At 48.7% G+C, this 22,717-nt stretch carries 23 protein-coding genes; all 23 read left to right on the top strand.

Annotation, left to right across the window (positions count from 1 at the left end; all coding sequences use genetic code 11):
- The first annotated feature begins 118 nt into the window (after positions 1 to 118).
- Complete coding sequence (gene nrdR / locus QZQ29_RS00450) at positions 119 to 625, top strand: transcriptional regulator NrdR (protein WP_296958404.1); 507 nt, start codon at positions 119 to 121, stop codon at positions 623 to 625.
- Positions 615 to 1,187 carry a D-sedoheptulose 7-phosphate isomerase gene (gene gmhA, locus QZQ29_RS00445; protein ID WP_296958402.1) on the top strand — a complete coding sequence of 191 codons (573 nt, stop codon included), beginning with the start codon at positions 615 to 617 and terminating at the stop codon, positions 1,185 to 1,187. Before nrdR ends, gmhA begins: the two co-directional genes overlap by 11 nt.
- Entirely contained in the window at positions 1,184 to 1,696 is a 513-nt protein-coding gene (locus tag QZQ29_RS00440) for an HAD family hydrolase (RefSeq protein WP_296958400.1), read from the top strand. The genes gmhA and QZQ29_RS00440 overlap by 4 nt, the downstream gene beginning before the upstream one ends.
- 1 nt (position 1,697) lies before the next feature.
- Positions 1,698 to 2,741 carry a glycosyltransferase family 9 protein gene (locus tag QZQ29_RS00435; protein WP_296958398.1) on the top strand — a complete coding sequence of 348 codons (1,044 nt, stop codon included), beginning with the start codon at positions 1,698 to 1,700 and terminating at the stop codon, positions 2,739 to 2,741.
- Positions 2,704 to 3,495: an RNA methyltransferase gene (locus QZQ29_RS00430; protein WP_296958393.1), complete on the top strand. Its 792-nt coding sequence runs from the start codon at positions 2,704 to 2,706 to the stop codon at positions 3,493 to 3,495. Before QZQ29_RS00435 ends, QZQ29_RS00430 begins: the two co-directional genes overlap by 38 nt.
- 108 nt (positions 3,496 to 3,603) lie before the next feature.
- Positions 3,604 to 4,467 (top strand): ChbG/HpnK family deacetylase, encoded by an 864-nt coding sequence (locus QZQ29_RS00425; protein ID WP_296958466.1) that lies wholly within the window; start codon positions 3,604 to 3,606, stop codon positions 4,465 to 4,467.
- A 64-nt stretch (positions 4,468 to 4,531) separates the two neighbouring features.
- On the top strand, positions 4,532 to 4,984 hold the full coding sequence (locus QZQ29_RS00420) for an amino acid-binding protein (protein WP_296958390.1): 453 nt from the start codon (positions 4,532 to 4,534) through the stop codon (positions 4,982 to 4,984).
- A complete protein-coding gene (locus tag QZQ29_RS00415; RefSeq protein ID WP_296958387.1) occupies positions 4,981 to 6,282 on the top strand; it encodes a homoserine dehydrogenase in 1,302 nt (433 codons plus the stop codon). Before QZQ29_RS00420 ends, QZQ29_RS00415 begins: the two co-directional genes overlap by 4 nt.
- Positions 6,269 to 7,192, top strand: coding sequence for a homoserine kinase (gene thrB / locus QZQ29_RS00410; RefSeq protein ID WP_296958385.1), 924 nt, complete (start codon positions 6,269 to 6,271; stop codon positions 7,190 to 7,192). The genes QZQ29_RS00415 and thrB overlap by 14 nt, the downstream gene beginning before the upstream one ends.
- A gap of 210 nt (positions 7,193 to 7,402) precedes the next feature.
- The gene (locus QZQ29_RS00405; protein ID WP_296958382.1) at positions 7,403 to 8,041 is read left to right on the top strand and encodes an amino acid ABC transporter permease; all 639 of its coding nucleotides are present in this window, start codon (positions 7,403 to 7,405) and stop codon (positions 8,039 to 8,041) included.
- A gap of 2 nt (positions 8,042 to 8,043) precedes the next feature.
- A complete protein-coding gene (locus tag QZQ29_RS00400; protein WP_296958379.1) occupies positions 8,044 to 8,781 on the top strand; it encodes an amino acid ABC transporter ATP-binding protein in 738 nt (245 codons plus the stop codon).
- Positions 8,782 to 8,957: 176 nt separating this feature from the next.
- A complete protein-coding gene (locus QZQ29_RS00395) occupies positions 8,958 to 9,164 on the top strand; it encodes a cold-shock protein (RefSeq protein ID WP_269479184.1) in 207 nt (68 codons plus the stop codon).
- A 270-nt stretch (positions 9,165 to 9,434) separates the two neighbouring features.
- Positions 9,435 to 9,971 (top strand): ribosome-associated translation inhibitor RaiA, encoded by a 537-nt coding sequence (gene raiA / locus QZQ29_RS00390; RefSeq protein WP_296958377.1) that lies wholly within the window; start codon positions 9,435 to 9,437, stop codon positions 9,969 to 9,971.
- Positions 9,972 to 10,115: 144 nt separating this feature from the next.
- Positions 10,116 to 12,578 (top strand): preprotein translocase subunit SecA, encoded by a 2,463-nt coding sequence (gene secA / locus QZQ29_RS00385; protein ID WP_296958373.1) that lies wholly within the window; start codon positions 10,116 to 10,118, stop codon positions 12,576 to 12,578.
- Positions 12,579 to 12,640: 62 nt separating this feature from the next.
- A protein-coding gene (gene prfB / locus QZQ29_RS00380) for a peptide chain release factor 2 (protein ID WP_365950699.1) occupies positions 12,641 to 13,754 on the top strand; the annotation gives its coding sequence in 2 pieces (ribosomal slippage) (positions 12,641 to 12,709 and positions 12,711 to 13,754; 1,113 coding nt in all).
- Positions 13,755 to 13,767: 13 nt separating this feature from the next.
- Positions 13,768 to 15,801, top strand: coding sequence for a DUF5693 family protein (locus QZQ29_RS00375; protein ID WP_296958370.1), 2,034 nt, complete (start codon positions 13,768 to 13,770; stop codon positions 15,799 to 15,801).
- Positions 15,788 to 16,888, top strand: coding sequence for a polysaccharide pyruvyl transferase CsaB (gene csaB, locus QZQ29_RS00370; protein ID WP_296958368.1), 1,101 nt, complete (start codon positions 15,788 to 15,790; stop codon positions 16,886 to 16,888). Before QZQ29_RS00375 ends, csaB begins: the two co-directional genes overlap by 14 nt.
- Positions 16,885 to 17,718: a transketolase gene (locus QZQ29_RS00365; protein ID WP_296958364.1), complete on the top strand. Its 834-nt coding sequence runs from the start codon at positions 16,885 to 16,887 to the stop codon at positions 17,716 to 17,718. Before csaB ends, QZQ29_RS00365 begins: the two co-directional genes overlap by 4 nt.
- Entirely contained in the window at positions 17,718 to 18,650 is a 933-nt protein-coding gene (locus QZQ29_RS00360; protein WP_296958459.1) for a transketolase family protein, read from the top strand. The genes QZQ29_RS00365 and QZQ29_RS00360 overlap by 1 nt, the downstream gene beginning before the upstream one ends.
- A gap of 7 nt (positions 18,651 to 18,657) precedes the next feature.
- Positions 18,658 to 19,344: a cell division ATP-binding protein FtsE gene (gene ftsE, locus QZQ29_RS00355; protein WP_296958361.1), complete on the top strand. Its 687-nt coding sequence runs from the start codon at positions 18,658 to 18,660 to the stop codon at positions 19,342 to 19,344.
- Positions 19,337 to 20,221, top strand: coding sequence for a permease-like cell division protein FtsX (gene ftsX / locus QZQ29_RS00350; protein WP_296958358.1), 885 nt, complete (start codon positions 19,337 to 19,339; stop codon positions 20,219 to 20,221). Before ftsE ends, ftsX begins: the two co-directional genes overlap by 8 nt.
- A gap of 6 nt (positions 20,222 to 20,227) precedes the next feature.
- Positions 20,228 to 21,415, top strand: a complete 1,188-nt coding sequence (locus tag QZQ29_RS00345; protein WP_296958354.1) for a murein hydrolase activator EnvC — start codon at positions 20,228 to 20,230, stop codon at positions 21,413 to 21,415.
- On the top strand, positions 21,415 to 22,593 hold the full coding sequence (locus QZQ29_RS00340) for a S41 family peptidase (protein WP_296958350.1): 1,179 nt from the start codon (positions 21,415 to 21,417) through the stop codon (positions 22,591 to 22,593). The genes QZQ29_RS00345 and QZQ29_RS00340 overlap by 1 nt, the downstream gene beginning before the upstream one ends.
- Positions 22,594 to 22,717 lie beyond the last annotated feature (124 nt).

Raw genomic sequence — 22,717 nt, 5'->3', positions numbered from 1 at the left:
TTCACAGAAAGCCACACCGCAGCTGCAGTGTGGCTTTTTCTTCCGATTTGGGAAAGCGGATGCTTCTTTAAAGCGGTATTCCTCCTTCCCTGTTTCCATCCTGCCAAGGAGAAAAATTATGAAATGTCCATATTGCAGCAGTCCCGATACAAAGGTAACAGACTCCAGAGACACCGATGACGGTGCTTCCATCCGCCGCCGGCGTCAGTGCCTTTCCTGTGGACGGCGCTTTACCACCTATGAAACGGTAGAGCAGGTTCCTATCCGTGTCATTAAGAAAAACGGCAGCCGTGAACTTTTTGACCGCAGCAAGCTGAGAAGCGGACTCATCCGCGCCTGCGAAAAGAGGAATATTTCCTCCGCCCAGATTGAAGATATTGTGAACCGGGTGGAAAAGAAAATCCGCAATGAACTGAAGCAGGAAGTGTCTTCCGTAGAAATAGGCAATCTGGTAATGAATGAACTCAAAAATCTTGACCAGGTGGCCTATGTCCGTTTCGCTTCGGTGTACCGGGAATTCAAGGACATCGGAAGCTTTATGAGTGAACTGGAAACGCTCATGAAAAATCATAAAGAAAAGGTGTATTCCGTTTCTCCGGAAAAGGAGGATAAGAATGAACATTGAAACCATAGAATCCATATTCAACGACCATGAAAAGGTGCTCCAAAAGAGCAGGGCCCTTTTCCCCGTCATTCTTGATATGGCGGAAATCTGCAGGAAGGCTCTTTCTGAGGGACATAAAATCCTCATCTGTGGCAATGGCGGCAGCGCTGCCGATGCACAGCATATAGCGGCAGAGTTCGTAGGCCGTTTTCATAATGAAAGGATATCCCTTCCTTCCATTGCCCTTACCACCGATACATCCATCCTGACGGCGGTGGCCAACGATTACAACTACGATTCCGTCTTTGCCAGACAGGTTGAGGGACTGGGAAACAAAGGAGATGTGCTCTGGGGTATTTCCACCAGCGGAAACAGCAGGAATGTGAATGAAGCGCTGAAAATGGCTCGTGAAAAAGAACTTGTTACCATAGGTTCCACCGGAAAAACGGGAGGGGCCATGGTGTCCCTCTGTGACAGTGTGCTGGTGGTGCCAGATGATGTGACTGCCAGAATTCAGGAAATCCACATGCTTGCGGCCCATATTATCTGTCAGCTCATTGATGATCTGGACTGGAAACGATGAAGAAAAAGGCTGTTTTTTTCGACCGGGATGGCGTGCTTAATGAGGATGACGGCTACGTCCATTCCATGGACAAGCTCCGTTGGGTGGAAGGCGCCAGGGAAGCGGCAGCCCGCCTTACAAAGGAAGGCTGGCTCCTTTTCGTGGTGACCAACCAGAGCGGCGTGGCCCGGGGCTACTATGGGGAAGAGGATGTTATCCGCCTCCATGAAGCTATGAATGAAGAAATCATGAAATTCGGCGGAAAGATTACGGAATTTTTCTACTGTCCCCATCTCCCGGGTGCTCCCGTTGCCCGTTATAACAAGGTGTGCAGCTGCAGGAAGCCGGCGCCGGGTATGATTCTCCGGGCTCTGTCCAAGTACGGCCTGGAGAGGGAGCGGTGTTTCCTTTTTGGCGACGGAGAACGAGATATAGAGGCAGCCAAACGGGCCGGCATCAAAGGATATCTTTTCCCCGGCGGAAATTTGGATGCCTTTATCCGAAAAGTGCTGCCTCCTGTAAAGGATTAAGATGAAAAAAGACTATAAAAATATTCTGATTATAAAAATGAGTTCCCTGGGCGATATTATTCATGCCCTGCCTTCCCTCTATGTGTTGAGGAAGGCATATCCCAAGGCCCGGATTACCTGGGCGGTACATCCGGCCTTTGCAGGTATTCTTCCCGGCAAACCCTGGATTGACGAAATCTACCTGGTTGACAGGAAGCGTATCCGCCAGATTTCTTACCTGAGGAAAGTGCATCGGGACCTCAAGTCCCGTCATTTTGACCTGGTCATTGATCTGCAGATGATTGCAAAGAGCGGAATTATTTCCTTTCTTTCCGGCTGCAGCGAGCGAATCGGCTACCAGGACGGAAGGGAAGGAAGCTTCCTTGCCAGCCGTCCTATTGCAGGCCCCCATAAAAAGGGACATATTATTGAACAGCTCCTGGATGTGATGCGCTACCTTGGCTGTGATGTCCGGGAAATTGAATTTCCTATTCATGATTATAAAGAAGAGCTTTCCCAGGTGAAGGCTCTTCTTAAGAAGGAAGGCATCAGTGGTCCCTATGTGGTCCTGGTGCCGGGAACCAGGGGAGAGGCAAAGAAGTGGCCCATTTCCTACTGGGGAGAGCTGGCGGCTGCTCTTTCGGATCATGGCATTTATAATGTCATTTCCGGCACGGCAGGGGAAATGGACATGGGAAACCGGATTAAAGACATGTCTCCGTCTCCCTGTACGGTGAATCTTATGGGCAGGACTAACCTGCTTCAGCTGGCTGCCCTTGAAAGGCTGGCGTCCCTTCATATTTCAAGTGATACAGGGCCTCTTCACATTGCCAATGCGGTGCATACACCGATTATTGCCCTTTTCGGGCCTACCCTTCCTGATAGAAGCGGCCCCTACGGCAATCCGGACAGTCATGTGATTATGGCGGACCATCCCGGTACGAAGGAATGCCGCATGGATACCATTCCGGTGGAAAAGGTTTTACAGAAGGCTTTAGAAGTATTGGAATCGGATATAGAGGATCATCATGGAACATATTACCAGCCGGAGCAACCGGTGGATTAAATGTGCTCTCCGTCTGAAGCAGAGAAAGTGGAGAGATAAGGAGGGCCTTTTCCTGCTGGAAGGTTTTCGCGGCACGACGGATGTGCTTGAGCAGCAGGTGAAGGACTGCATCTGTTTTGTGGAGGATGGCCGTTTTTCTGATGATGTGCTGGAGAAGATTACTGTAGAAGGTGAAAGACTTCACTGGCTTTTCCTTTCGGTGGATGAGGAAATGATGAATCTGATTTCCGGCACTGAACACGGCCAGGGAATCCTTCTTCTCTGCAGGAAGCAGCAGCATGATTTGTCGGAGCTCCTGCATCCCCTGAAGGGGTACTATGTGGTTCTTGACTCTGTGCAGGACCCGGGAAATATGGGCACCATCCTTCGCACCTGCGCCGCAGCAGGAGTGAAGGGACTCATTCTCACAGAGGGATGCACCGACATATATGCAGAAAAGGTGGTCCGCAGTTCCATGGGCAGCATTCTAAGGCTGCCTGTTTATGAACACGCAGATATTCCTTTCCTGAATGAATGGAAAGAGGCGTCGGGTCTTCCTTTTTACGGAACAGCTTTGAAAAATGCCAGACCTTATAAGGAAATCGGCGCTTTGGACCAGGCTGTTTTTATCTTCGGCAATGAAGGAAATGGTATTCGGGAAGACATTCTTTCCCTGACCGATGAGAATTTGTATATCCCTCTGCCTGGCCATGTGGAATCACTGAATGTGTCCATTGCATCTGCGGTGATTCTGTTTCATTTCATCAATGGATGACGATTTTTCGCAGGGGATGCCTTGTTTTGAAAATGGAAACGTCGTTTTCCTGCCGTTTATCCCCCCGATAATGAAAACATTTCTTCCATAAGAGGTTATAGGTTGATTATGGCTAAAAAATTGATTGTAAATGCCGATGATTTTGGTATCCATGAAGCGGTGAACCGCGCCGTCTGCCGGGGCTTTGAGTCAGGCATTCTGACAAGTACTTCCCTTATGGCAGGAGGCCGTGCTTTTGATGAAGCGGTGAAACTGGCAGGAGACATGAAGGGTGTCGGAATCGGTATCCATCTGACCCTGGTGGGGGGACTGGAAACCGTTCTTCCACCGGAAGAGGTGCCGTCCCTTACCTGGGAGGGCGGCCGCCTGTGCAGCAATTATATGGATCTCATCCAGCGAGATTTAAAGGGACGTATCCGCATGGATGACGTGTACCGTGAATGGGATGCCCAGATTCGGAAAATCCTGGATACCGGACTTCCGGTGACCCACATAGACGGACATCAGCACATGCACATGTGGAACCATTTCTTCCCGATTACCCTGACCCTTGCAAAGAAATATCATATTCCCTGTATGCGGGTGCCTGATGAAAAGGTTCTGTTCGGGTTCAGTCCCACGCCGGGTGGTCTTTTCCGTTTTGCCGCCAAGAACGGCCTTTCCCTGATGGCCAGAAGTCACAGAAAGGCGCTGAAAAAGGCGGGCATACGAACCAATGACCATTTCTGGGGGATGATGTACGGCGGTCATTTCTATGAAAACCGCATGATTTTTATCCTGGGAAGGGTAGAAGATGGGGTAACGGAATTTATGTGCCATCCTTCAGCCGATAGAGAAGCCATGGAAGAAACATTCCACTGGGGCTATGAAGGGGAAGAAGAATTGAAAAGTTTGACCTCCGCCAGCGTGCGGAAGGTTTTGGAAGAAAGGAAGATACAGCTCATTTCCTATAGGAACTTACAGGAAAGCTAAAATACCGGGCACTTCTCTTTCTTTATTTTGAATGCTGTCCATTGCAGGCTGAGGAGTGGCTTATATGAAAAAAGAACAACAATTTTATCTGGTGGATTTCTCAATCCTGCCGGAAGCAATTAAGAAGACCATCCGGGTGAAAGAATTACTGGGGGATGGTTCCTGCACTTCCATTAACGAAGCTGTCCATAAGGTCAATATGAGCCGGAGTGCCTATTATAAATATAAAGACCATGTGGCATCAGCAGATGATGACAAGGAGGACCGGATTGTAGTATTATTTATAATCATGCAGGACGATATGGCGGTGTTTGGAAGAATCCTTCGGCGCATTGCCAGGGAAGAGCACGAAGTCCTGTCTGTAAACCGGACAAAAATATCCGATAAGCTGTATTCCTCTGTCATTACCCTGAAGACGAAAGAATCGGCCGATGATATTGAATCCCTGTATGAAGCCTTGAAAGAAATGAAAGGAATCCAGTCGTTGACCATGAAATTAGGAGGAGAATTTAAATGAAAAATATCAATGTAGCACTCCTTGGATTTGGCACAGTAGGCAGCGGTGTGGCTGAAACCATTCGTAAAAACGGGAAAATTATGGAAGACTCCATAGGATGCCGTTTCACCATCAGCCATGTACTTGTCCGTCATCCTGAAAAGTATCAAAATATGGACCTTCTGGAAGGCATTCATCTTACATCCTCCTTTGATGACATCATAGCCGATGATTCCATCGATATCATCATTGAAGTCATGGGCGGCATCCATCCGGCAAAGGAGTATATCTTTGAAGCACTGAACCACCATATCAATGTGGTCAGCGCCAACAAGGACCTGGTGGCCCTTTTTGGACCGGAAATCATGCACACCGCCATGGAAAACCATGTAAACTTCAGTTGTGAAGCCAGTGTAGGCGGCGGCATTCCTATTTTAAGACCGCTTCATGATTCCCTGGCAGCTAACGAAATTGAAAGCATTGTGGGCATTGTGAACGGTACCACCAATTTCATCCTTTCCAATATGGATGATGCCGGCGTAAGCTATGGCGATGCCCTCAGGGTGGCCCAGAAAAAGGGATATGCCGAAGCGGATCCCACCAATGACGTGGCAGGTTATGATGCTGCCCGAAAACTGGCCATCCTGGCGTCCATCGGCTTCCATGCCAATGTGACCTTTGATGATGTGCTGGTGGAAGGCATTGAAAAAATTTCCCAGAACGATGTGCAGTATGCCAGTGAAATGGGTTATACCATCAAACTCCTGGCTGTGGCCATCCGTCAGGAAAACGGCATTGCCCTCAATGTATATCCTGCCTTCGTCCCCAGGAGCCATCCTTTGGCCTCCGTCAAAGGCTCCTACAATGCCATTTATGTGACAGGAAATATTGTGGACGACGTCATGTTCTACGGCAAAGGCGCTGGCTCCCTTCCCACAGCCAGTGCGGTTATGGGGGATGTCATCAGCACGGCCAAGCATATTATGAACCATTCCACAGGAACCGGCATGATGCTTACGGAAACGAAGCGTATTCCTTTCTACTCCTCCCTGAAACTGGAAAATTCCTATTATTTCCGACTCATTGTGGACGATGTGACCGGCGTACTTTCCCAGATTGCCTCTGCCTATGCGGATAACGAAATCAGCATTAAGGAAGTGGTGCAGAAGAGCCGCATTGAAGACGCAGCTGAGCTCATGATTATTACGGAAAAAACACCCCGGGAAAATATTATCCATGTGGAAAAGGCACTGCAGGTGCTGCCCTGCATGCGTAAGGTCGCCAATATCGTGAGGGTTATGGAAGATGACAGAAAATAAGACATACATCGTAAGGGTGCCTGCCACCACCGCCAACATCGGAAGCGGTTTCGATACCCTGGGCATGTCCCTTGGCCTGTACAATGTGGTGCAGTTCGTGCCGACGGAAGGAAAAGCTCTTCTGGAAACGGAAATTTCCGCGGAAGGGGAAGGGGCCGGCCAGATTACATCGGGCCTTGACAACATGATTATCAAAGCCATGGATGAGACAGCTAAAAGAGCCGGTAAAACGGTGCCCGGTGGAAAGATGTATCTTATCAACCGTATTCCGTTTGCAAGGGGGCTTGGCTCCTCTTCCGCCGCCATTGCTTCCGGCGTATTTCTTGCCAATATGCTCATGGGAGAACCCTTCAACCGCAAGGAAATCCTTGATATTACCGCTGAAATGGAAGGACACCCCGATAATGCGGCACCTGCCATACTGGGCGGCTTCTGCATGGCCCTTCTGAAAAACGGAAATGTAACAGCCGAGCGCATCGACATTCCTTCCCACTGGAAAGCAGTTGTTACCATCCCGGACTTTGAACTTCATACGGAAAAAGCCAGGGCCGTCCTGCCCAAGACCTATCCTAGGAGCGATGCAGTCCATAACATCGGTGCCGTTTCTTTCCTCATGGCTGCTTTCATGTACCAGAAGCCGGAATACCTGAAGCTGGGGCTGGATGATGTCATCCATGTGCCCTACAGACTTGGCCTTATTCCCGGTGCCTCCGACGTCATCAGAAATGCGGAAAGGGCAGGGGCCTACGGTGCCACCATTTCCGGTTCCGGCCCTACCATTATTGCCTTTGCACCGGCAGAACTGGCGGAAAAGGTGGGCATTGCCATGGTGAACGGATTTGCAGCGGCCCATATGACATCAAGGTATCTGGTTCTTGATTTTGATCACAACGGAATCATGTCAGTCTGATATACGTAGGATATTTCCATACAGGCAGTTAAAAACGGTCTCCACGGCCGTTTTTTTGCTGCTTCAGAATGTCTTTTTCTGCACAGGGGCCAAAAGTTATCTGCCATTTATTTCCCGCTCTATTGACGGACGATATATAAATAGGTATACTTATACAGGTATTGTCCGAAAGTATACTGTATTGACGAAGATGGAATAAGGAGTCACCCGATGAATTTTGAACTCATTGAACATGCACTGCCTATGCTGCTGGTTGGGGCCGGTGTAACCATAGAAATCACCGCAGTCAGCGTAGCCATAGGTTTTTTGATTGGCCTTTTTGTAGGGATTGCCCGTATCTGCCAGGTTAAAATCCTTAGGATTATTGCCACCGTTTATGCGGACTGCATTCGAGGCACACCGCTTCTGGTGCAGATTTTCCTCATCTATTTCGCGCTCCCCATTGTGACAGGGCATCGGGTGGAACCATTCGCCGCAGCCGTTGCAGCCTGTGGTATCAACAGCGGCGCCTATGTATCTGAAATTTTCAGGGCCGGTATCCAGGCCATTGACGTGGGACAGATGGAAGCAGGCAGATCCCTGGGCCTCACCTGGTGGCAGACCATGTACTATGTCATCCTTCCACAGGCAGTGCGCAACATTCTTCCGCCTTTGGGCAATGAGTTTATTGCTATGCTGAAGGATTCTTCCCTGGTATCAGTCATTGGTTTTGAGGAACTGACAAGAAGGGGACAGCTCATCATTGCCCAGACCTACGGGTCCTTTGAAATCTGGACCACCGTGGCAGTGCTGTACCTCATTATGACACTGGCAATTTCCCGTGTAGTAGCATGGCTGGAAAAGAGATAATTATGGCGGACAAGAAATATTTAATCGAAATCAATCATGTAGGAAAGAAATTCGGTGATCTCACCGTTCTGAAGGATATCAGCGTAAAGGTAAAGGAAAAGGAAGTGGTTGTTATTATCGGCCCCTCCGGTTCCGGTAAAAGTACACTGCTCCGCTGCATCAACGGGCTGGAAAAACCTACCAGCGGCACCGTATTCTTTGACGGCATGCCTGTGAACGGAGAGAAGAATATCAATGAAGTGAGAACAGAAGTGGGTATGGTATTCCAGCGGTTCAACCTTTTCCCCCATATGACTGTTATCCAGAACCTTATGCTGGCACCGATGAAGGTTCGTAAAATCAGCAAAAAGGAAGCCTATGACCGCGGTATGCATCTTCTGCAGAAGGTGGGACTGGAAGACAAGGCGGACTATAAGCCGGCCCAGCTTTCCGGTGGACAGCAGCAGCGCGTGGCCATAGCCAGAGCTTTGGCCATGAAGCCGAAGGCCCTTCTTTTTGATGAACCTACCTCTGCTTTGGACCCTGAAATGGTCCATGAAGTTCTGGACGTCATGAAGGAAGTGGCAGAAGAAGGCATGACCATGGTGGTGGTTACCCATGAAATGGGATTTGCCCGTGAAGTGGGGGACCGCGTCCTTTTCATTGACGGCGGTGTCATTGTGGAACAGGGGACGCCGGATGAGGTATTTAATCATACGAAGGAAGACAGAACGAAGCTCTTCCTTTCCCAGGTTCTCTGATGCAGATATAAGACTGTATATTTATGCAGTTATGTATAATCGTCCTATCGAAACGGGATGCCCAAAACCATCCCATTTTTCGTACTCTTTTTTACATTTCGGTTGACGGAATTAATGTTTTATGGTATTGTAAATCTATGCCCAATAAGGGCAATGTAGTAATTTTTTTAGGAGGAATTTCCATGAAAGGTACAGTTAAGTGGTTCAGTGCAGAAAAAGGCTACGGCTTTATTGAAAGAGAGGAAGGCGGCGACGTATTCGTTCATTTCTCCGCTATCCAGGCTGATGGCTTCAAAACACTGAATGAAGGCCAGAAGGTTGATTTTGAAATCATTGATGGTGCAAGAGGACCTCAGGCTGCTAACGTTAAAGTTGAAGGCTGATCACTTACTGAAGCTCATATAGCGTAAGTTTCTGAATCTGAATTTAGGGTAAAGCACAGGCTTTACCCTTTTTTCAATGGTTTCATGAGATTCCTGCTTTCGCATTTCTTCCTTTTACATTTAATTATTTCTATCGTTTTCACAAACTGATAAAACTTTTTAATGATATCTAATTTATATAGATAGAGAGGATTGATTATTAGTGGAAATATAGTATAATGATTATAGAAGGATAAGCATTCCGCTTATTCAAGAAAGGGGGATTTCAATATGGAATTAACTGTTAGAGGAAAAAATCTGGAAATTACTGACGCACTGCATTCCTATGTAGAAAAACACACAGGCAAGATTCAGAGATACTTTGATAAGCCCATTAAGATTAATGTCCTGCTTCGCATTTCGAATATGACGAAAACCTGTGAGGTTACTGTCTTTGTTGACGGCATCATTCTCAGGGGCGTCGAAAAGTCTGATGATATGTACAAATCCATTGATCTGGTGTTCGACAAGGTGGAACGTCAGATTCACAAGTATAAGACCCGTCTGGCTAAACGGTTTAAGGAAAGAAATACCCTGAGCCACCAGTTTGTTATGGAGAAGGAAGCAGCGCCTGCACCGGATGCTGAATTTGAAATCGTGAAGACAAAGCATTTCAACATCAGCCCCATGTCTCCGGAGGAAGCGGTCCTTCAGATGAACCTTCTGGGACACAGCTTCTTCATGTTCTTCAATTCCGAAACGGAAGCCATGGCTGTGGTTTACCGCCGGGATGACGGCAAATATGGTCTCATTGATGCAGACAAGTAAGGGAAAAATCTGAAATTTCACGAAAAAGAGCGGAATTTTCCGCTCTTTTTTTGACTATACCGCCTTAGTTTGATAAAATAAACTAGATGTGTAAAGCATTGGAATTTGAGAAATGGAATACTGATTGTATAAGGAGTTGTTTCCATGTTTGATAAGTTTTTTGACAGGCTGTTTAACGGATCCAATGAAAAGGAAGTAAAGAAGATTCGTAAAATCGTAGAACAGCAGATCAATCCTCTGGAAGATGGGCTGAAGAAGCTGAGTGATTCCTCTCTGGCTAATAAGACCAATGAATTCAAGGCCCGCCTTGCCAAGGGGGAAACGCTGGATGATATTCTTCCTGAAGCCTTTGCGGTGGTCCGTGAAGCGTCCCGCCGTGTACTGGGCATGCGTCATTTCGATGTGCAGCTTATCGGCGGCATTGTGCTTCACCGCGGAAATATTGCGGAAATGTGCACCGGCGAAGGTAAAACCCTGGTGGCTACGGCTCCGGTTTACCTGAATGCTTTGGAAGGGAAGGGCGTCCATGTCATTACGGTGAATGATTATCTGGCAAAGCGCGACAGCGAATGGATGGGACAGGTTTATAAATTTTTGGGTCTGTCGGTAGGCCTCATTGTCCATGATTTGGATTTCCAGCAGAGAAAGATTGCCTATAATTCAGATATTACTTACGGAACGAATAACGAATTCGGCTTTGACTACCTCCGTGATAACATGGTCACCTCCCTGGACCAGATGGTACAGCGTCCCCTTCATTACTGCCTCATCGATGAAGTGGACTCCATCCTCATTGATGAAGCCCGCACGCCGCTTATTATTTCCGGACCGGGGCAGAAATCCACGGATAATTACTACGTCATGGCCAAGCTGGTGCCTCATCTGAAAAAGGATGAAGACTACACCATTGATGAAAAGCAGAAGACCGTGGCACCTACGGAAGCAGGGGTTGCCAAGATGGAAAAAATGCTTCATGTGGAAAACCTCTATGATGCGGAAAATCTGGAGCTGAACCACCTCTTCGTGCAGGCCCTCCGTGCCCAGACCATGATGCAGAGGGATAAGGACTACGTCGTGAAGGACGGGGAAGTTGTCATTGTAGATGAATTCACCGGCCGCCTCATGTATGGCCGCCGCTATTCCGACGGTCTTCACCAGGCTATTGAAGCAAAGGAAGGTCTGGAAGTACAGCGCGAAAGCCAGACTCTCGCCACCATCACCTTCCAGAACTACTTCAGAATGTATGACAAGCTGGCCGGCATGACCGGTACCGCAAAGACGGAAGAGCAGGAATTTATCAAGATTTACGGTCTTCCGGTCATCCAGATTCCTACCAATAAGCCTATCCAGCGTAAAGACCTGCCGGATGTGGTATTCAAGACAAAACGGGGCAAGTACCGCGCTGTAGTAAAGGAAGTGCAGCGCCGCCATGCTACTGGTCAGCCCATGCTTATCGGTACTACCTCCATTGAACAGTCGGAAGAGCTGTCCCACATGCTTGATGCAGCCAAGATTCCTCATTCCGTGCTGAATGCGAAATACCATGAGAAGGAAGCTGCCATCGTTGCCCTGGCAGGACAGAAGGGTGCTGTGACCATTGCCACCAACATGGCCGGCCGCGGCACCGATATCCAGCTGGGAGAAGGGGTTGCTGAACTGGGCGGACTTGCCATTATCGGTACGGAACGGCATGAGAGCCGCCGTATCGACAACCAGCTCCGCGGCCGTGCCGGCCGTCAGGGAGATCCGGGCTCCAGCCAGTTCTTCCTTTCCCTGGAAGATGACCTGCTCCGCATTTTCGGCGGCGATAATATTAAAAAGTTCATGGAAAAGATGGGCCTTGATGAGGATGAACCTATCAACAGCCGCATGGTTTCCAACGCCATCCAGAAAGCGCAGAAGAGGGTAGAGGCCAGAAACTTTGATATCCGTAAGTATGTCCTTGAATATGACGATGTCATGAACCAGCAGAGAAAAGTGGTTTATGAACAGCGCCGTCGAATTCTGGAAGGGGAAAACATGAAGGACCAGGTCCTCCGCATGGTGGATACCATCATCGAAAAGGGCATGGAAACCTATGCGGATCCAAAGCTCTATCCGGAAGAATGGGATTTTGCGGGACTTTTGAAATACAGTGAAAAGTATTTCCTGGCTCCCGGTGAAATCAAACTGGAAGACATCGAGGATATGAGCCGCGAGGAAGTGGAGGATAAGCTCAAGACCTGCGCCCATGAAACCTATGAATCCAGGGAAAAGTCCATCGGCTCCGCCATGATGCGTGAACTGGAAAAGGCAGTGATGCTGAAGGTGGTGGACTCCAAGTGGATGGAACATCTGGATGACATGGATATGCTGAAGGAAGGCATCGGACTTCGTTCCTACGGACAGAGAAACCCCATTGTGGAATACAAGGTGGAGGCCTATGATATTTTCGAAGAAATGCAGCAGGCCATGATGGAGACCATCGTACTCTATCTCTACCATATCCAGATCCGCTTCACCACAGACCCGGAGGAACCGCAGCAGGCTCCGGAAGCGCCGAAGGCTGAAGACCATCTGAAGGGGGCTACCGCCCATTATGTAGATGAAAACCCGTCTAATGACTGAGTTTATGATTTCATAAATTTTGATAAGAACCTTTTTACAAAGAAAGCGAGATGATTATCCAGATGCTGGAAGATTTGAAAAAAACTTTAACAGAACTGCTGAATCACGAAAAAGAAATAAGGGATTCACTTTGACTTACCTCAGCTGAAGGAACGTATTAGAAGTTACGACGTTCAGATGAGTGATCCCAGCTTCTGGGATGATGCGGACAAGGCCCGCAAAATTTCCCAGGAAGCCACGGAAGCAAAGGATGCCTATGAGACCTATACCAAACTTTTTGATAGGGCAGAAGGATTGAAGGATATCCTGGATTTGGCCATCGAAGAGGATGACCAGTCCATGGAGCCGGAAATTGCCAAAGAGCTCAATGAAGTGAAGGAAATCATGGATAAGAAGGAAATTGAACTCCTTCTGTCCGGCAAATATGATGAGAATAATGCCATCCTTACCTTCCATGCCGGTGCCGGCGGCACAGAAGCCCAGGACTGGACGGAAATGCTGATTCGCATGTACATGAAATGGGCAGAGGCGGAAGGATTTGAGCTGGAAGAGCTGAATATGCTTCCGGGCGATGAAGCGGGCATTAAGAGTGCAGAATACATGGTGAAGGGGAAGTATGCCTATGGCTTCCTGAAATCGGAAAAAGGGGTGCACCGCCTGGTGCGTATTTCTCCATTCGATGCGGCAAAACGCCGTCATACATCCTTCTCCGCCGTAGATGTGATGCCGGAAATTGATGATGACGTGCAGGTGGACCTTAACATGGACGATGTGCGGGTGGACTACTACCGCTCCAGCGGTGCCGGCGGCCAGCATATCAACAAGACAAGCTCTGCTGTCCGCATGACCCATATTCCCACCGGCATTGTGGCAGCCTGCCAGAATGAACGCTCCCAGTTCCAGAATAAGGAACAGTGCCTCCGTCTTCTCCGTGCCAAGCTTTATGAATTTGAAATGAAGAAGCATGAGCAGGAAGTAAGCGCGCTGGAAGGCGACCAGCAGGCCATTGAATGGGGCAGCCAGATACGGTCCTACGTATTCCAGCCCTATACATTGGTAAAGGATAACCGCACAGGAGTGGAAACAGGCAATATCCAGGGCGTCATGGACGGTGACATTGACCCGTTCATTGAAGGTTTCCTGAAAATGAACAAATTTAAAGCCAAAGCAAAATAAAAGGATGGATAGAATGAGGGCCATACAGAGCAGTGCCTTTAAAGTGCTGGCAGTCCTGATTTTCATCGGCGTAATCGCTGCAGGGATGATATCCCTGCAGCGGAGCCATGTAGAATCATCTGCTACTGCTGTTGAAAATGTATATGATTATTACAATATTATTGACAGCGCGTCAGTTGAAAAGAAATCAACGGATGAGCTGTTTTCGCTGTACAGGAAAAGCGGAGTCACTTCTCTGGCTGTGTATGACGAAACACCGGAAAAGCTGGTGAACCACGATTATCTCCGTATTTACCGGGGCAGTGAGTTTGCATTCAGAAATCCCTCGGCACAGGGCATTTCCGATTCCAAGATCTACATTCAGCCGGTGATGACTGCCAAAGGCGATGCCTATTTCAAAGAAACAAAAGAATACCTTTCACTTCTTATGGACAGGGATGATGTGCGGTCCTTTGAAGTTAACGGCGTGGAAACCCTGGAAGTCAATGCGGTTTATAACAAATTCATGCAGATGAATCTTGGTATTTTCGCTGAAACCGTGAAAGATGCAGCTTCTCACGGATTCTATGTGGTGCTGCGCCCTGGAAATGAAGCTCACGTGACAAAGGATTATGTGGACCTCTTCCTGAAAAAGCTGGACTCCTCCGATAAGGTGAGTGCCATCATCTTCCAGGGAAAGGAAGTGCTTGGCTATAAGGAGTATGTGAAATATCTGTCCCAGGAACTCAGCCGCCGTCATATTCCCATTGCTCTCATTGAAGCGCAGAACCAGCTGGGCTTTGAAAAACAGTCCGGTAATCTTGAAATGGCAGTCCTTTCTGATTACCAGATAGTCCGTCTCTATGCTATGTCCAAGGATGAGCTTACCAAGCTGGATCCGAAGGAAGCGGCTTCCCGTTTCTATATTTCCGATATTGAACGGAATATCCGTATGAACCTATTCCCGTCCTTCAAGTTCCCCCTGAATGGCATGTCCCTGTCTGAAACAAATGCTTCCTACATTGCTGACGTTTCTTCCCGTCTGGAAGGGCACGGCTTCACAGTAGGAAAGGCTTCCGTCATGGAATCCTATTTCCCCTCATCCGTTTTAAGGAGCCTTGCCATGGTGGGCGCCCTTTCCCTTGTGGTATTAACGGCGCTGCTTCTTTTCCCACCTCTCATAAAGTATGTGTGGGCCCTTGAAATCCTTGGACTGGCAGTGACCCAGGGGCTTTTCTGGGGACTTCATTCGGTAATGGTCATTCAGCTTCTGGCCCTTGGTGCCGCCGTATGTACGCCGGTGGTAGTGGTTAGTCTGTTCCTTGATTACTGCCTTAAAAGAAAGGACAAGGCCTTTGCAGAAGTGGGATGGGGGAAACTTTTCCTGGAATCCCTCCTTATCCTCTGGGTATGCGGCATTCTTTCTTTGGCAGGTGCCGCCTTTGTGAGCGGACTTCTGGGAGATATCCGTTTCCTTTTGGAAATGCAGATATTCCGGGGTGTCAAGGCGACTTTCCTTCTTCCGCTTATCCTGATTTCCATCGTTTATATCCAGAAATTTCCTTTCTTTGGAAAGACCGTTTCTTCCGACAGGGATTTCATCAATTTTGTTAAGAAATTCTGCAGTGTACAGATTCGCCTCGGCCTTTTGGTGGGCCTTGGTCTTCTGGCAGTGGTGGGCTATGTTTTCATTGGCAGGAGCGGAAATAACGGGGCACCGGTACCGGGCTTTGAAATTGCTCTCCGCCGTTTCCTTGAAAATGTAATGTATGCAAGGCCCAGGGAAAAGGAATTCCTTTTCGGCCATCCTGCCGTTCTTCTGGCTATGACGGCTCTTTACCGCAAATGGCCGCAGATTCTCCATTATTTCCTCATTGTGGCAGTCACTATCGGCCAGGGTTCTATGGTTGAAACCTTTGCCCACATGAGAAGTCCCTATTTCCTGAGCCTTATCCGTGGACTTAACGGACTTCTGGCCGGCAGTCTTTCCATGATTGCTGCCCTGATTGGGGTTATGATTCTGGTGCGGTTGACCAAATTTTTTGGAGAAAGATATGGCAAATTATAAAATCGTCATTTCCGGTTATTACGGCTTCAATAATGCCGGTGATGAAGCCATGCTTTCTGCCATCCTTCAGGCACTCCAAGGGACTTTCGATTCTCCCGACATTACTGTCATTTCCGGAAATCCCAAATCTACGGCAGAGTCCTTTGGTGTCCATACGGTACCAAGATTTTCTATTTCCGGCATCTGCCGGTCCATCTTTGCCTCGGACCTGATTATCAGCGGCGGAGGCAGCCTGCTGCAGGATGTGACCAGCTGGAAAAGCATGATTTACTACCTTTCCATCATTACTTTGGGAGTTCTGTTCAGAAAGCAGGTTTTTCTCTATTCCCAAGGAATAGGTCCTGTACGCTACCGCGTGATTCGCATCATCCTGAGGCATGTGCTCAACCATGTGGATGCTATCACTGTACGGGATAAGGAATCAAAGGGGTTCCTTGAGCGCCTTGGCGTGCGCCGTAAAATTTATACCACCGCCGATGCGGTGCTTTCTCTTTCTCCATCCGACCTTTCCATAGGGCGGAAGATTCTTAAGGAAAAGAGGATACCGGAGGGAAAGAAGAAAATAGGACTGGCCATCCGATACTGGCATAATTCCCGTGAGTGGATGGAACAGCTTAAAAAGACAGTTCACCGGCTGGCTGAGGAAGAGGATGCTGTGATTATCTGCATTCCCATGCAGTTCCCTGAAGATGAAAATGCGGCGGAAGCCATGGGATGCGGCGATGACCGGATTTTTTTCCTGAATGACGATTATTCCATAGAGGAACTGATGTCCATTATCGGGAATATGGATATTCTTCTGGGGATGCGCCTTCATGCCCTTATTTTTTCTGCTCTCATGCATGTGCCTTTCCTTGGAATTTCCTATGATCCCAAAATAGACAATTTTCTGTCTCTCATCGGCCAGAAAGCTTCCACATCTGTTCAGCACATGGACGGGGAGAAGTTGTATAATGATACGTGTAGAATCCTTTCTTCCGGTCTGGATGAGAAGGACTGGGAGAAAGTGGACGCTCTTCGTGAGCGGGCCTGTGAGAATGTCCAGATTTTAAAAAGTCTTGTTACTCATAAGGAGGAAAACCCATGAGTCATCTTTCTACTGAAGAGACTGCTTTTCTTAAGGACAAAGCAAAACAGATTCGTATTGATATTTTGAAAATGATTACAAAGGCCAATTCCGGCCACACCGGAGGCTCCCTGTCCATTGCAGATCTCCTGACACTTCTTTATTTCAAGGAAATGAATGTGGATCCCGCAAATCCCCATAAGGAAGACCGTGACCGCCTTGTGCTTTCCAAGGGCCATGCAGCGCCGGCCATGTATGCATGTCTTGCTGAAAAAGGTTATTTCCCGAAGGACGAATTGAATCATCTCCGCCAGGCTGGCCATATGCTCCAGGGCCATCCGGATATGAAGCATACCCCCGGCGTGGATATGACCACCGGTTCTCTTGGACAGGGCATCAGCGCAGCCTGCGGCATGGCTCTTGCCAGTAAAATGGACCATGCTGACTGGCGGGTGTATGCCGTTCTTGGCGACGGTGAACTGGAAGAAGGACAGGTTTGGGAAGCAGCCATGTATGCGGCCCATTACAAATTGGACCATCTAACCGCCTTTGTTGATAACAATGGTCTTCAGATAGACGGTCCCATCACGGAAGTCATGTCCTCCCTCCCTATCGGTGAGAAGTTCAAAGCCTTCGGCTGGCATGTGATTGAAACAGAGGGCCATGATGTGGAAAAGATTCATGACGCCATTGAAGAAGCGAAGACGGTGAAAGGAATGCCCACCATGATTGTCATGAAGACAGTTAAAGGAAAGGGCGTTCCTGAAATTGAAAATCAGGTAGGCTGGCACGGCAAGGCTCCTACGGAAGAAGAATGTGAAAGATTTATTAAACAGGTGGAGGCAGAATGATGGGTAAAGCAACTCGTGATGCATATGGCGAAGCTATGAAGGAACTGGGAGCAGAGAATCCGAATATCGTTGTTTTGGACGCTGATTTGTCTGCATCCACCAAAACCCAGGTTTTTGCCAAGGCTTATCCGGACCGTTTCTTTGATACAGGCATTGCAGAAGCCAATATGATGGGCGTGGCAGCGGGCCTGGCAGCAGCAGGCAAGATTCCCTTTGCCTCTACCTTTGCTGTATTCGGTGCAGGCAGGGCTTATGAACAGATCAGGAATTCCATCTGCTATCCAAAGCTTAATGTCAAAGTGGCAGTCACCCATGCGGGATTGACGGTAGGGGAAGACGGCGCTACTCACCAGATGCTGGAAGATATTACCCTCATGCGGGCCCTGCCCAACATGACGGTCATCGTTCCTGCAGATGCTGCAGAAACAAAGGCGGCAGTGAAATGGGCCGCTTCCTATCAGGGACCGGTATACATCCGCATGGGCCGTGCTAAATGTGAAGACATTATGCCGGAAGATAAACCCTTTGTCCCCGGAAAGAGCACGACCCTGAAAGACGGGAAAGATGTGACCTTCATTGCCTGCGGCATTATGACTGCCAAAGCACTTCAGGCAGCAGAAAACCTGGAAAAGCAGGGGATTTCCGCCAGGGTTATTAATATGAGCTCCATTAAACCAATTGATGAAGAAGCTATTGTGAAAGCGGCTGAAGAAACCGGTGCCATTGTGACTGCCGAAGAACATACCGTCAAAGGCGGCCTGGGCGGTGCAGTGGCAGAAGTTCTTGCACTGAAGAAACCCTGCCTTATGGACATGGTCGGTACGGAGGATACCTTCGGCCAGTCCGGCAAGGCTGATGAATTACTGGAAGTATATGGACTCACTGCAGAGCATCTTGTTTCCTCTGCTCTGCATCTGATCAGCAGGAAGTGAGGCTTGGATGATTACATTTGACCATGTGTCATTACAATATGATGCTAAACATACTGCCCTGAAGGATATGAGCATTCATATCGACAAGGGAGAGTTTGTATTTGTGGTAGGCCCCAGCGGTGCCGGCAAGTCTACCTTTGTAAAGGTGCTGACCCATGAACTGATTCCGGAGTCCGGCACTGTGGTTGTCAATGGAATCAATATTACGAAACTGAAAAGAAGCAAGGTTCCTTACTATAGAAGAACTCTGGGCATCGTATTCCAGGATTTCCGTCTTCTCTCTGAAAAAACGGTTTTTGACAATATTGCCTTTGTTCTCCGCGTAACCGGTGCCAAGGGCAGGGAAATCAAGGAAAGGGTGAACCGAGTGCTGGACCTGGTGGGCCTGCGTAATAAGGCTAAGGAACTGCCGTCCAAACTGTCCGGCGGTGAACAGCAGCGCGTGGCTATTGCCAGGGCTCTTGTGAACCAGCCCATCCTTCTCATTGCCGACGAACCGACGGGGAATCTGGACCCGGTGACGTCCGAAGAAATTATGAAGCTTTTTAATGAAATCAACCACATGGGAACCACCATCATCATGGTGACCCATAACAAGGATCTGGTCAATGCCATGCATAAACGAGTCATAAATATTGAGGACGGCCGTATCATTGCAGACCAGGAAAAAGGGGGATACCATTTACATGTTTAGTTCTCTTGGCTACTTCTGGAAAGAGACCTTCTATTCCCTCTTCAGAAACAAATTTATGGCGGTGGCTTCGGTACTTACGGTCACCCTTTCCATGTTTATTCTTGGCGTATTCCTCTGTGCCGTGCTGAATATCAACCATATGGCTACCTACCTGGAAAACCAGGTGGAAATGACGGTATACCTGAAGGACGGCCTTAATACGGACCAGGTCATGGCGGTGGGGAAGAAACTGAAGGCCCTTCCGGATTTGAAGGAAATCAAATTTACCAATAAAGACCAGGCCATGGCAGAATTCAAACAACGTCTGGGAGACCAGCAGGGAATTCTGGATGCCATTAACGGCAATCCGCTGCCTTCCTCCTATTCCACATCCTTCTCAACACCGGCGTCTCTGAAAAATGCGGTGAACATTGTAACCAAGTATCAGGAAGTGGACTCTGTCCAGTATGGGCAGGATATTATTGAACAGCTCTACAAGGTGGCCCAGGTCATCCGCATCGGAGGCATTATCCTCATCGTATTCCTGGCGGGAGCAGAGCTTTTCATTATTTCCAATACCATTCGTCTCACCGTATTTGCCCGCCGTCGTGAAATCCAGATTATGAAATATGTAGGCGCCACCAACGGCTTTATCCGCTGGCCCTTCATTTTTGAAGGCATGATTATCGGTTTCCTCGGTTCCGGCATTGCCGCTTTTATCCTGTGGGAAGGCTATAAGGTGGTGCTCATGGAAATGACCCAGGCCGGGCTTGTCTTCATTCCCATGATTGCCCTCTGGCCATTTATCGGCTATATTACGGTCATGCTGCTGGCAGCAGGCATCATCATCGGCATCCTGGGCAGCACCATTTCACTTCGCAAGTATATGAAAGTGTAACTGCCTATGAAAAAATCAACCTATATGGCATCGCTTCTGGCTCTTTCCATCCTCTTAGGTGGACAGGCCATGCACGTGCCTTCCTATGCCGATGATTTGGACGACCAGGTGCAGGACCTGCAGGGCCAGATTGATTCCTCCCGTCTGGAGCAGGAAAACTGGCAGCAGGTCATTGAGGATGTGAGTGCCAAGCTGAAACAAATCCAGGCCGACCTGGATGCAGCCAATGCAAGACTCCAGAGTATTCGAAGCCGGCAGGCTGAAATCAACGCGCAGATTGTACAGACCCAGAATGAAATCGTAAAGATGGAAGCCTATCTGAAAACAAGGCAGAATGTATTGAACCGACGGGTTCGTGCCATTTACATGCACGGACAGCTGAACTATCTGGAAGTTATTCTGGGAGCCAACAGCTTCAGCGATTTTGCCAACCGGGTAGAGCTTTTAAAGCGGGTTATCCGGTCTGATTACAATCTTATCCTTGAAATCCAGAAGCAGAAAGCGGCGATTGAAGCCAAGAAAGCGCAGCTGGAAGAAGATAAAAGGCAGCTGGATGCCCTGGCGGCAGAAGCGGAAAAGACCCAGAAGGAAATCGCTGCCAAGAAAGCAGAACAGCAGAAAGTGCTGGATGCGGCCAAGAGCAATAAGGCAGCAGCTGCCCAGATGGAACAGGACCTCAATGCACAGCTGGCCTCTGTTAGAAACCTTATCCAGCAGCGTCTGGCAGCAGCAGAAGCGGCTCGCCAGGCAGCCCAGCAGGCTTCCTCTGATGAGGGAGGCGGCGGCAGTGACGATAACTATGTGCAGGGAACCGGCGCCATGGGATGGCCCTGCAGCGGCCCCATTACATCGCCCTTCGGTTATCGCACTCATCCGATCTTCGGTACCACCATCTTCCATGCAGGCATTGATATCGGCGTAGACTACGGCACGCCGATTCATGCAGCTGACAGCGGCGTCGTAGTTTATTCCGGCTGGATTTCGGGCTACGGAAACGCAGTCATCATCGACCATGGCGGCGGCGTTTCCACCCTTTACGGTCATAACCAGTCTCTTGCCGTTTCCGAAGGCCAGTCCGTATCCAAGGGCTCAGTGATTGCCTATGCCGGTTCTACCGGTAATTCTACCGGCCCCCACTGTCATTTTGAAGTGGACGTGAATGGTTCTCCTGTGAACCCCATGGGGTATCTGTAATGAGTGAAGAATGGAAATCTTTCCTTAAGGCCCATTGGAAAATGGGCCTTTCCTATATTGGCGGGACCGCTCTTTTGAGCAGCGCTGCACTTTTCGGCGGGGTATACTGGCTTACCGGAGGCCATCCCGGCGGCTTTTACCATTTCCTCCATAGCTATCGGATAGTTAAAGATAACTATTTTCGTCCCATCGATGAAAATGCACTCTGGCAGGGAGCGTCAAAGGGGATGCTCGCCAGTCTGGGAGATCCTTATTCCACCGTTCTTGCCGGTGATACCTTCAATTCTTTCATGGAAACAACCAATGGAGAATATGGGGGCATCGGCGTGGTCATGGGATTGGATGGAAACGGTTCCATCCGTATTTTCAACGTTTTTGAAGGAAGTGCGGCTGAAAAGGCTGGCATTCAAAGCGGTGATACCATTCTGTCCGTTGACGGCACCTCTGTGGATGAGCTGGGTCTTACCGGTACTGCCCAGGCGGTGCGTGGGGAAAATGGAACAGAAGTAAATCTTGCCATTTCCAGAAACGGAAAGCCCTTGACTTTTACGGTGAACCGTTCCAACGTAAGCCTGCCCACCGTGCTCAGTCGGATGGTGGAGGGAAATATCGGATATATCCATATTTTCACCTTCAGCAGGCATACGCCGGATGAATTTAAAAAGCAGCTTTCTACCCTGAAGGACCAGGGCTGTGAAAAACTGATTATTGATCTTCGCATGAACCCAGGCGGCATGATTGATTCCGTGGTGGCTGTGGCAGACCAGATACTGACAGGCGGCACGGTGGTCAGCTACCATACCATGCATCAGGGCACTGAAAATTTTACCATCAAAGGCATTGATAACCCCATGCCCATGGCTGTCCTCATTGATAAGAACAGCGCCAGTGCTTCTGAAATCCTGGCAGGAGCTGTGCAGGATAAAAAAGAAGGAACCATCATAGGGGAAACCAGCTATGGCAAGGGAACGGTACAGGCCGTTTATCCTGATGGAAACAGTGAAGCCCTGAAAATATCCATCGCAGAATACCGCACTGCCGCCGGAAGAATTATTGACAAGAAAGGAATCGTACCGGATATTCCTGTGGAGCAGACCGGTCATCCCTTCAGTTTTTCGTCGGATAATGTACTTCAAAAGGCGGTGGACGTGCTGAAAAATGAAGGAAACGGGGACTGAGAAATTAGGGAAGCGCTGATTAAATCGTTATCGGATTTCATTCTTGTATTTTTATCCAATGCTGCGTCATAAGTCTCCTTAAATAGCTCGCTATTCGCGTCGACTGATTCCTTGCATTGGATAA

Source organism: uncultured Dialister sp., assembly GCF_900538805.1.
Classification (GTDB): Bacteria; Bacillota; Negativicutes; order Veillonellales; family Dialisteraceae; genus Dialister.
The sequence above is the reverse complement of the archived record's forward strand: the minus strand, read 5'-3'. Positions and strand labels throughout refer to the sequence as shown.

Excerpts from the sequence above, each read along its gene's own strand:
- nrdR (WP_296958404.1), top strand. The coding sequence starts at position 119 with ATGAAATGTCCATATTGCAGCAGTCCCGATACAAAGGTAACAGACTCC.
- gmhA (WP_296958402.1), top strand. The coding sequence starts at position 615 with ATGAACATTGAAACCATAGAATCCATATTCAACGACCATGAAAAGGTG.
- QZQ29_RS00440 (WP_296958400.1), top strand. The coding sequence starts at position 1,184 with ATGAAGAAAAAGGCTGTTTTTTTCGACCGGGATGGCGTGCTTAATGAG.
- QZQ29_RS00435 (WP_296958398.1), top strand. The coding sequence starts at position 1,698 with ATGAAAAAAGACTATAAAAATATTCTGATTATAAAAATGAGTTCCCTG.
- QZQ29_RS00430 (WP_296958393.1), top strand. The coding sequence starts at position 2,704 with ATGGAACATATTACCAGCCGGAGCAACCGGTGGATTAAATGTGCTCTC.
- QZQ29_RS00425 (WP_296958466.1), top strand. The coding sequence starts at position 3,604 with ATGGCTAAAAAATTGATTGTAAATGCCGATGATTTTGGTATCCATGAA.
- QZQ29_RS00420 (WP_296958390.1), top strand. The coding sequence starts at position 4,532 with ATGAAAAAAGAACAACAATTTTATCTGGTGGATTTCTCAATCCTGCCG.
- QZQ29_RS00415 (WP_296958387.1), top strand. The coding sequence starts at position 4,981 with ATGAAAAATATCAATGTAGCACTCCTTGGATTTGGCACAGTAGGCAGC.
- thrB (WP_296958385.1), top strand. The coding sequence starts at position 6,269 with ATGACAGAAAATAAGACATACATCGTAAGGGTGCCTGCCACCACCGCC.
- QZQ29_RS00405 (WP_296958382.1), top strand. The coding sequence starts at position 7,403 with ATGAATTTTGAACTCATTGAACATGCACTGCCTATGCTGCTGGTTGGG.
- QZQ29_RS00400 (WP_296958379.1), top strand. The coding sequence starts at position 8,044 with ATGGCGGACAAGAAATATTTAATCGAAATCAATCATGTAGGAAAGAAA.
- raiA (WP_296958377.1), top strand. The coding sequence starts at position 9,435 with ATGGAATTAACTGTTAGAGGAAAAAATCTGGAAATTACTGACGCACTG.
- secA (WP_296958373.1), top strand. The coding sequence starts at position 10,116 with ATGTTTGATAAGTTTTTTGACAGGCTGTTTAACGGATCCAATGAAAAG.
- QZQ29_RS00375 (WP_296958370.1), top strand. The coding sequence starts at position 13,768 with ATGAGGGCCATACAGAGCAGTGCCTTTAAAGTGCTGGCAGTCCTGATT.
- csaB (WP_296958368.1), top strand. The coding sequence starts at position 15,788 with ATGGCAAATTATAAAATCGTCATTTCCGGTTATTACGGCTTCAATAAT.
- QZQ29_RS00365 (WP_296958364.1), top strand. The coding sequence starts at position 16,885 with ATGAGTCATCTTTCTACTGAAGAGACTGCTTTTCTTAAGGACAAAGCA.
- QZQ29_RS00360 (WP_296958459.1), top strand. The coding sequence starts at position 17,718 with ATGGGTAAAGCAACTCGTGATGCATATGGCGAAGCTATGAAGGAACTG.
- ftsE (WP_296958361.1), top strand. The coding sequence starts at position 18,658 with ATGATTACATTTGACCATGTGTCATTACAATATGATGCTAAACATACT.
- ftsX (WP_296958358.1), top strand. The coding sequence starts at position 19,337 with ATGTTTAGTTCTCTTGGCTACTTCTGGAAAGAGACCTTCTATTCCCTC.
- QZQ29_RS00345 (WP_296958354.1), top strand. The coding sequence starts at position 20,228 with ATGAAAAAATCAACCTATATGGCATCGCTTCTGGCTCTTTCCATCCTC.
- QZQ29_RS00340 (WP_296958350.1), top strand. The coding sequence starts at position 21,415 with ATGAGTGAAGAATGGAAATCTTTCCTTAAGGCCCATTGGAAAATGGGC.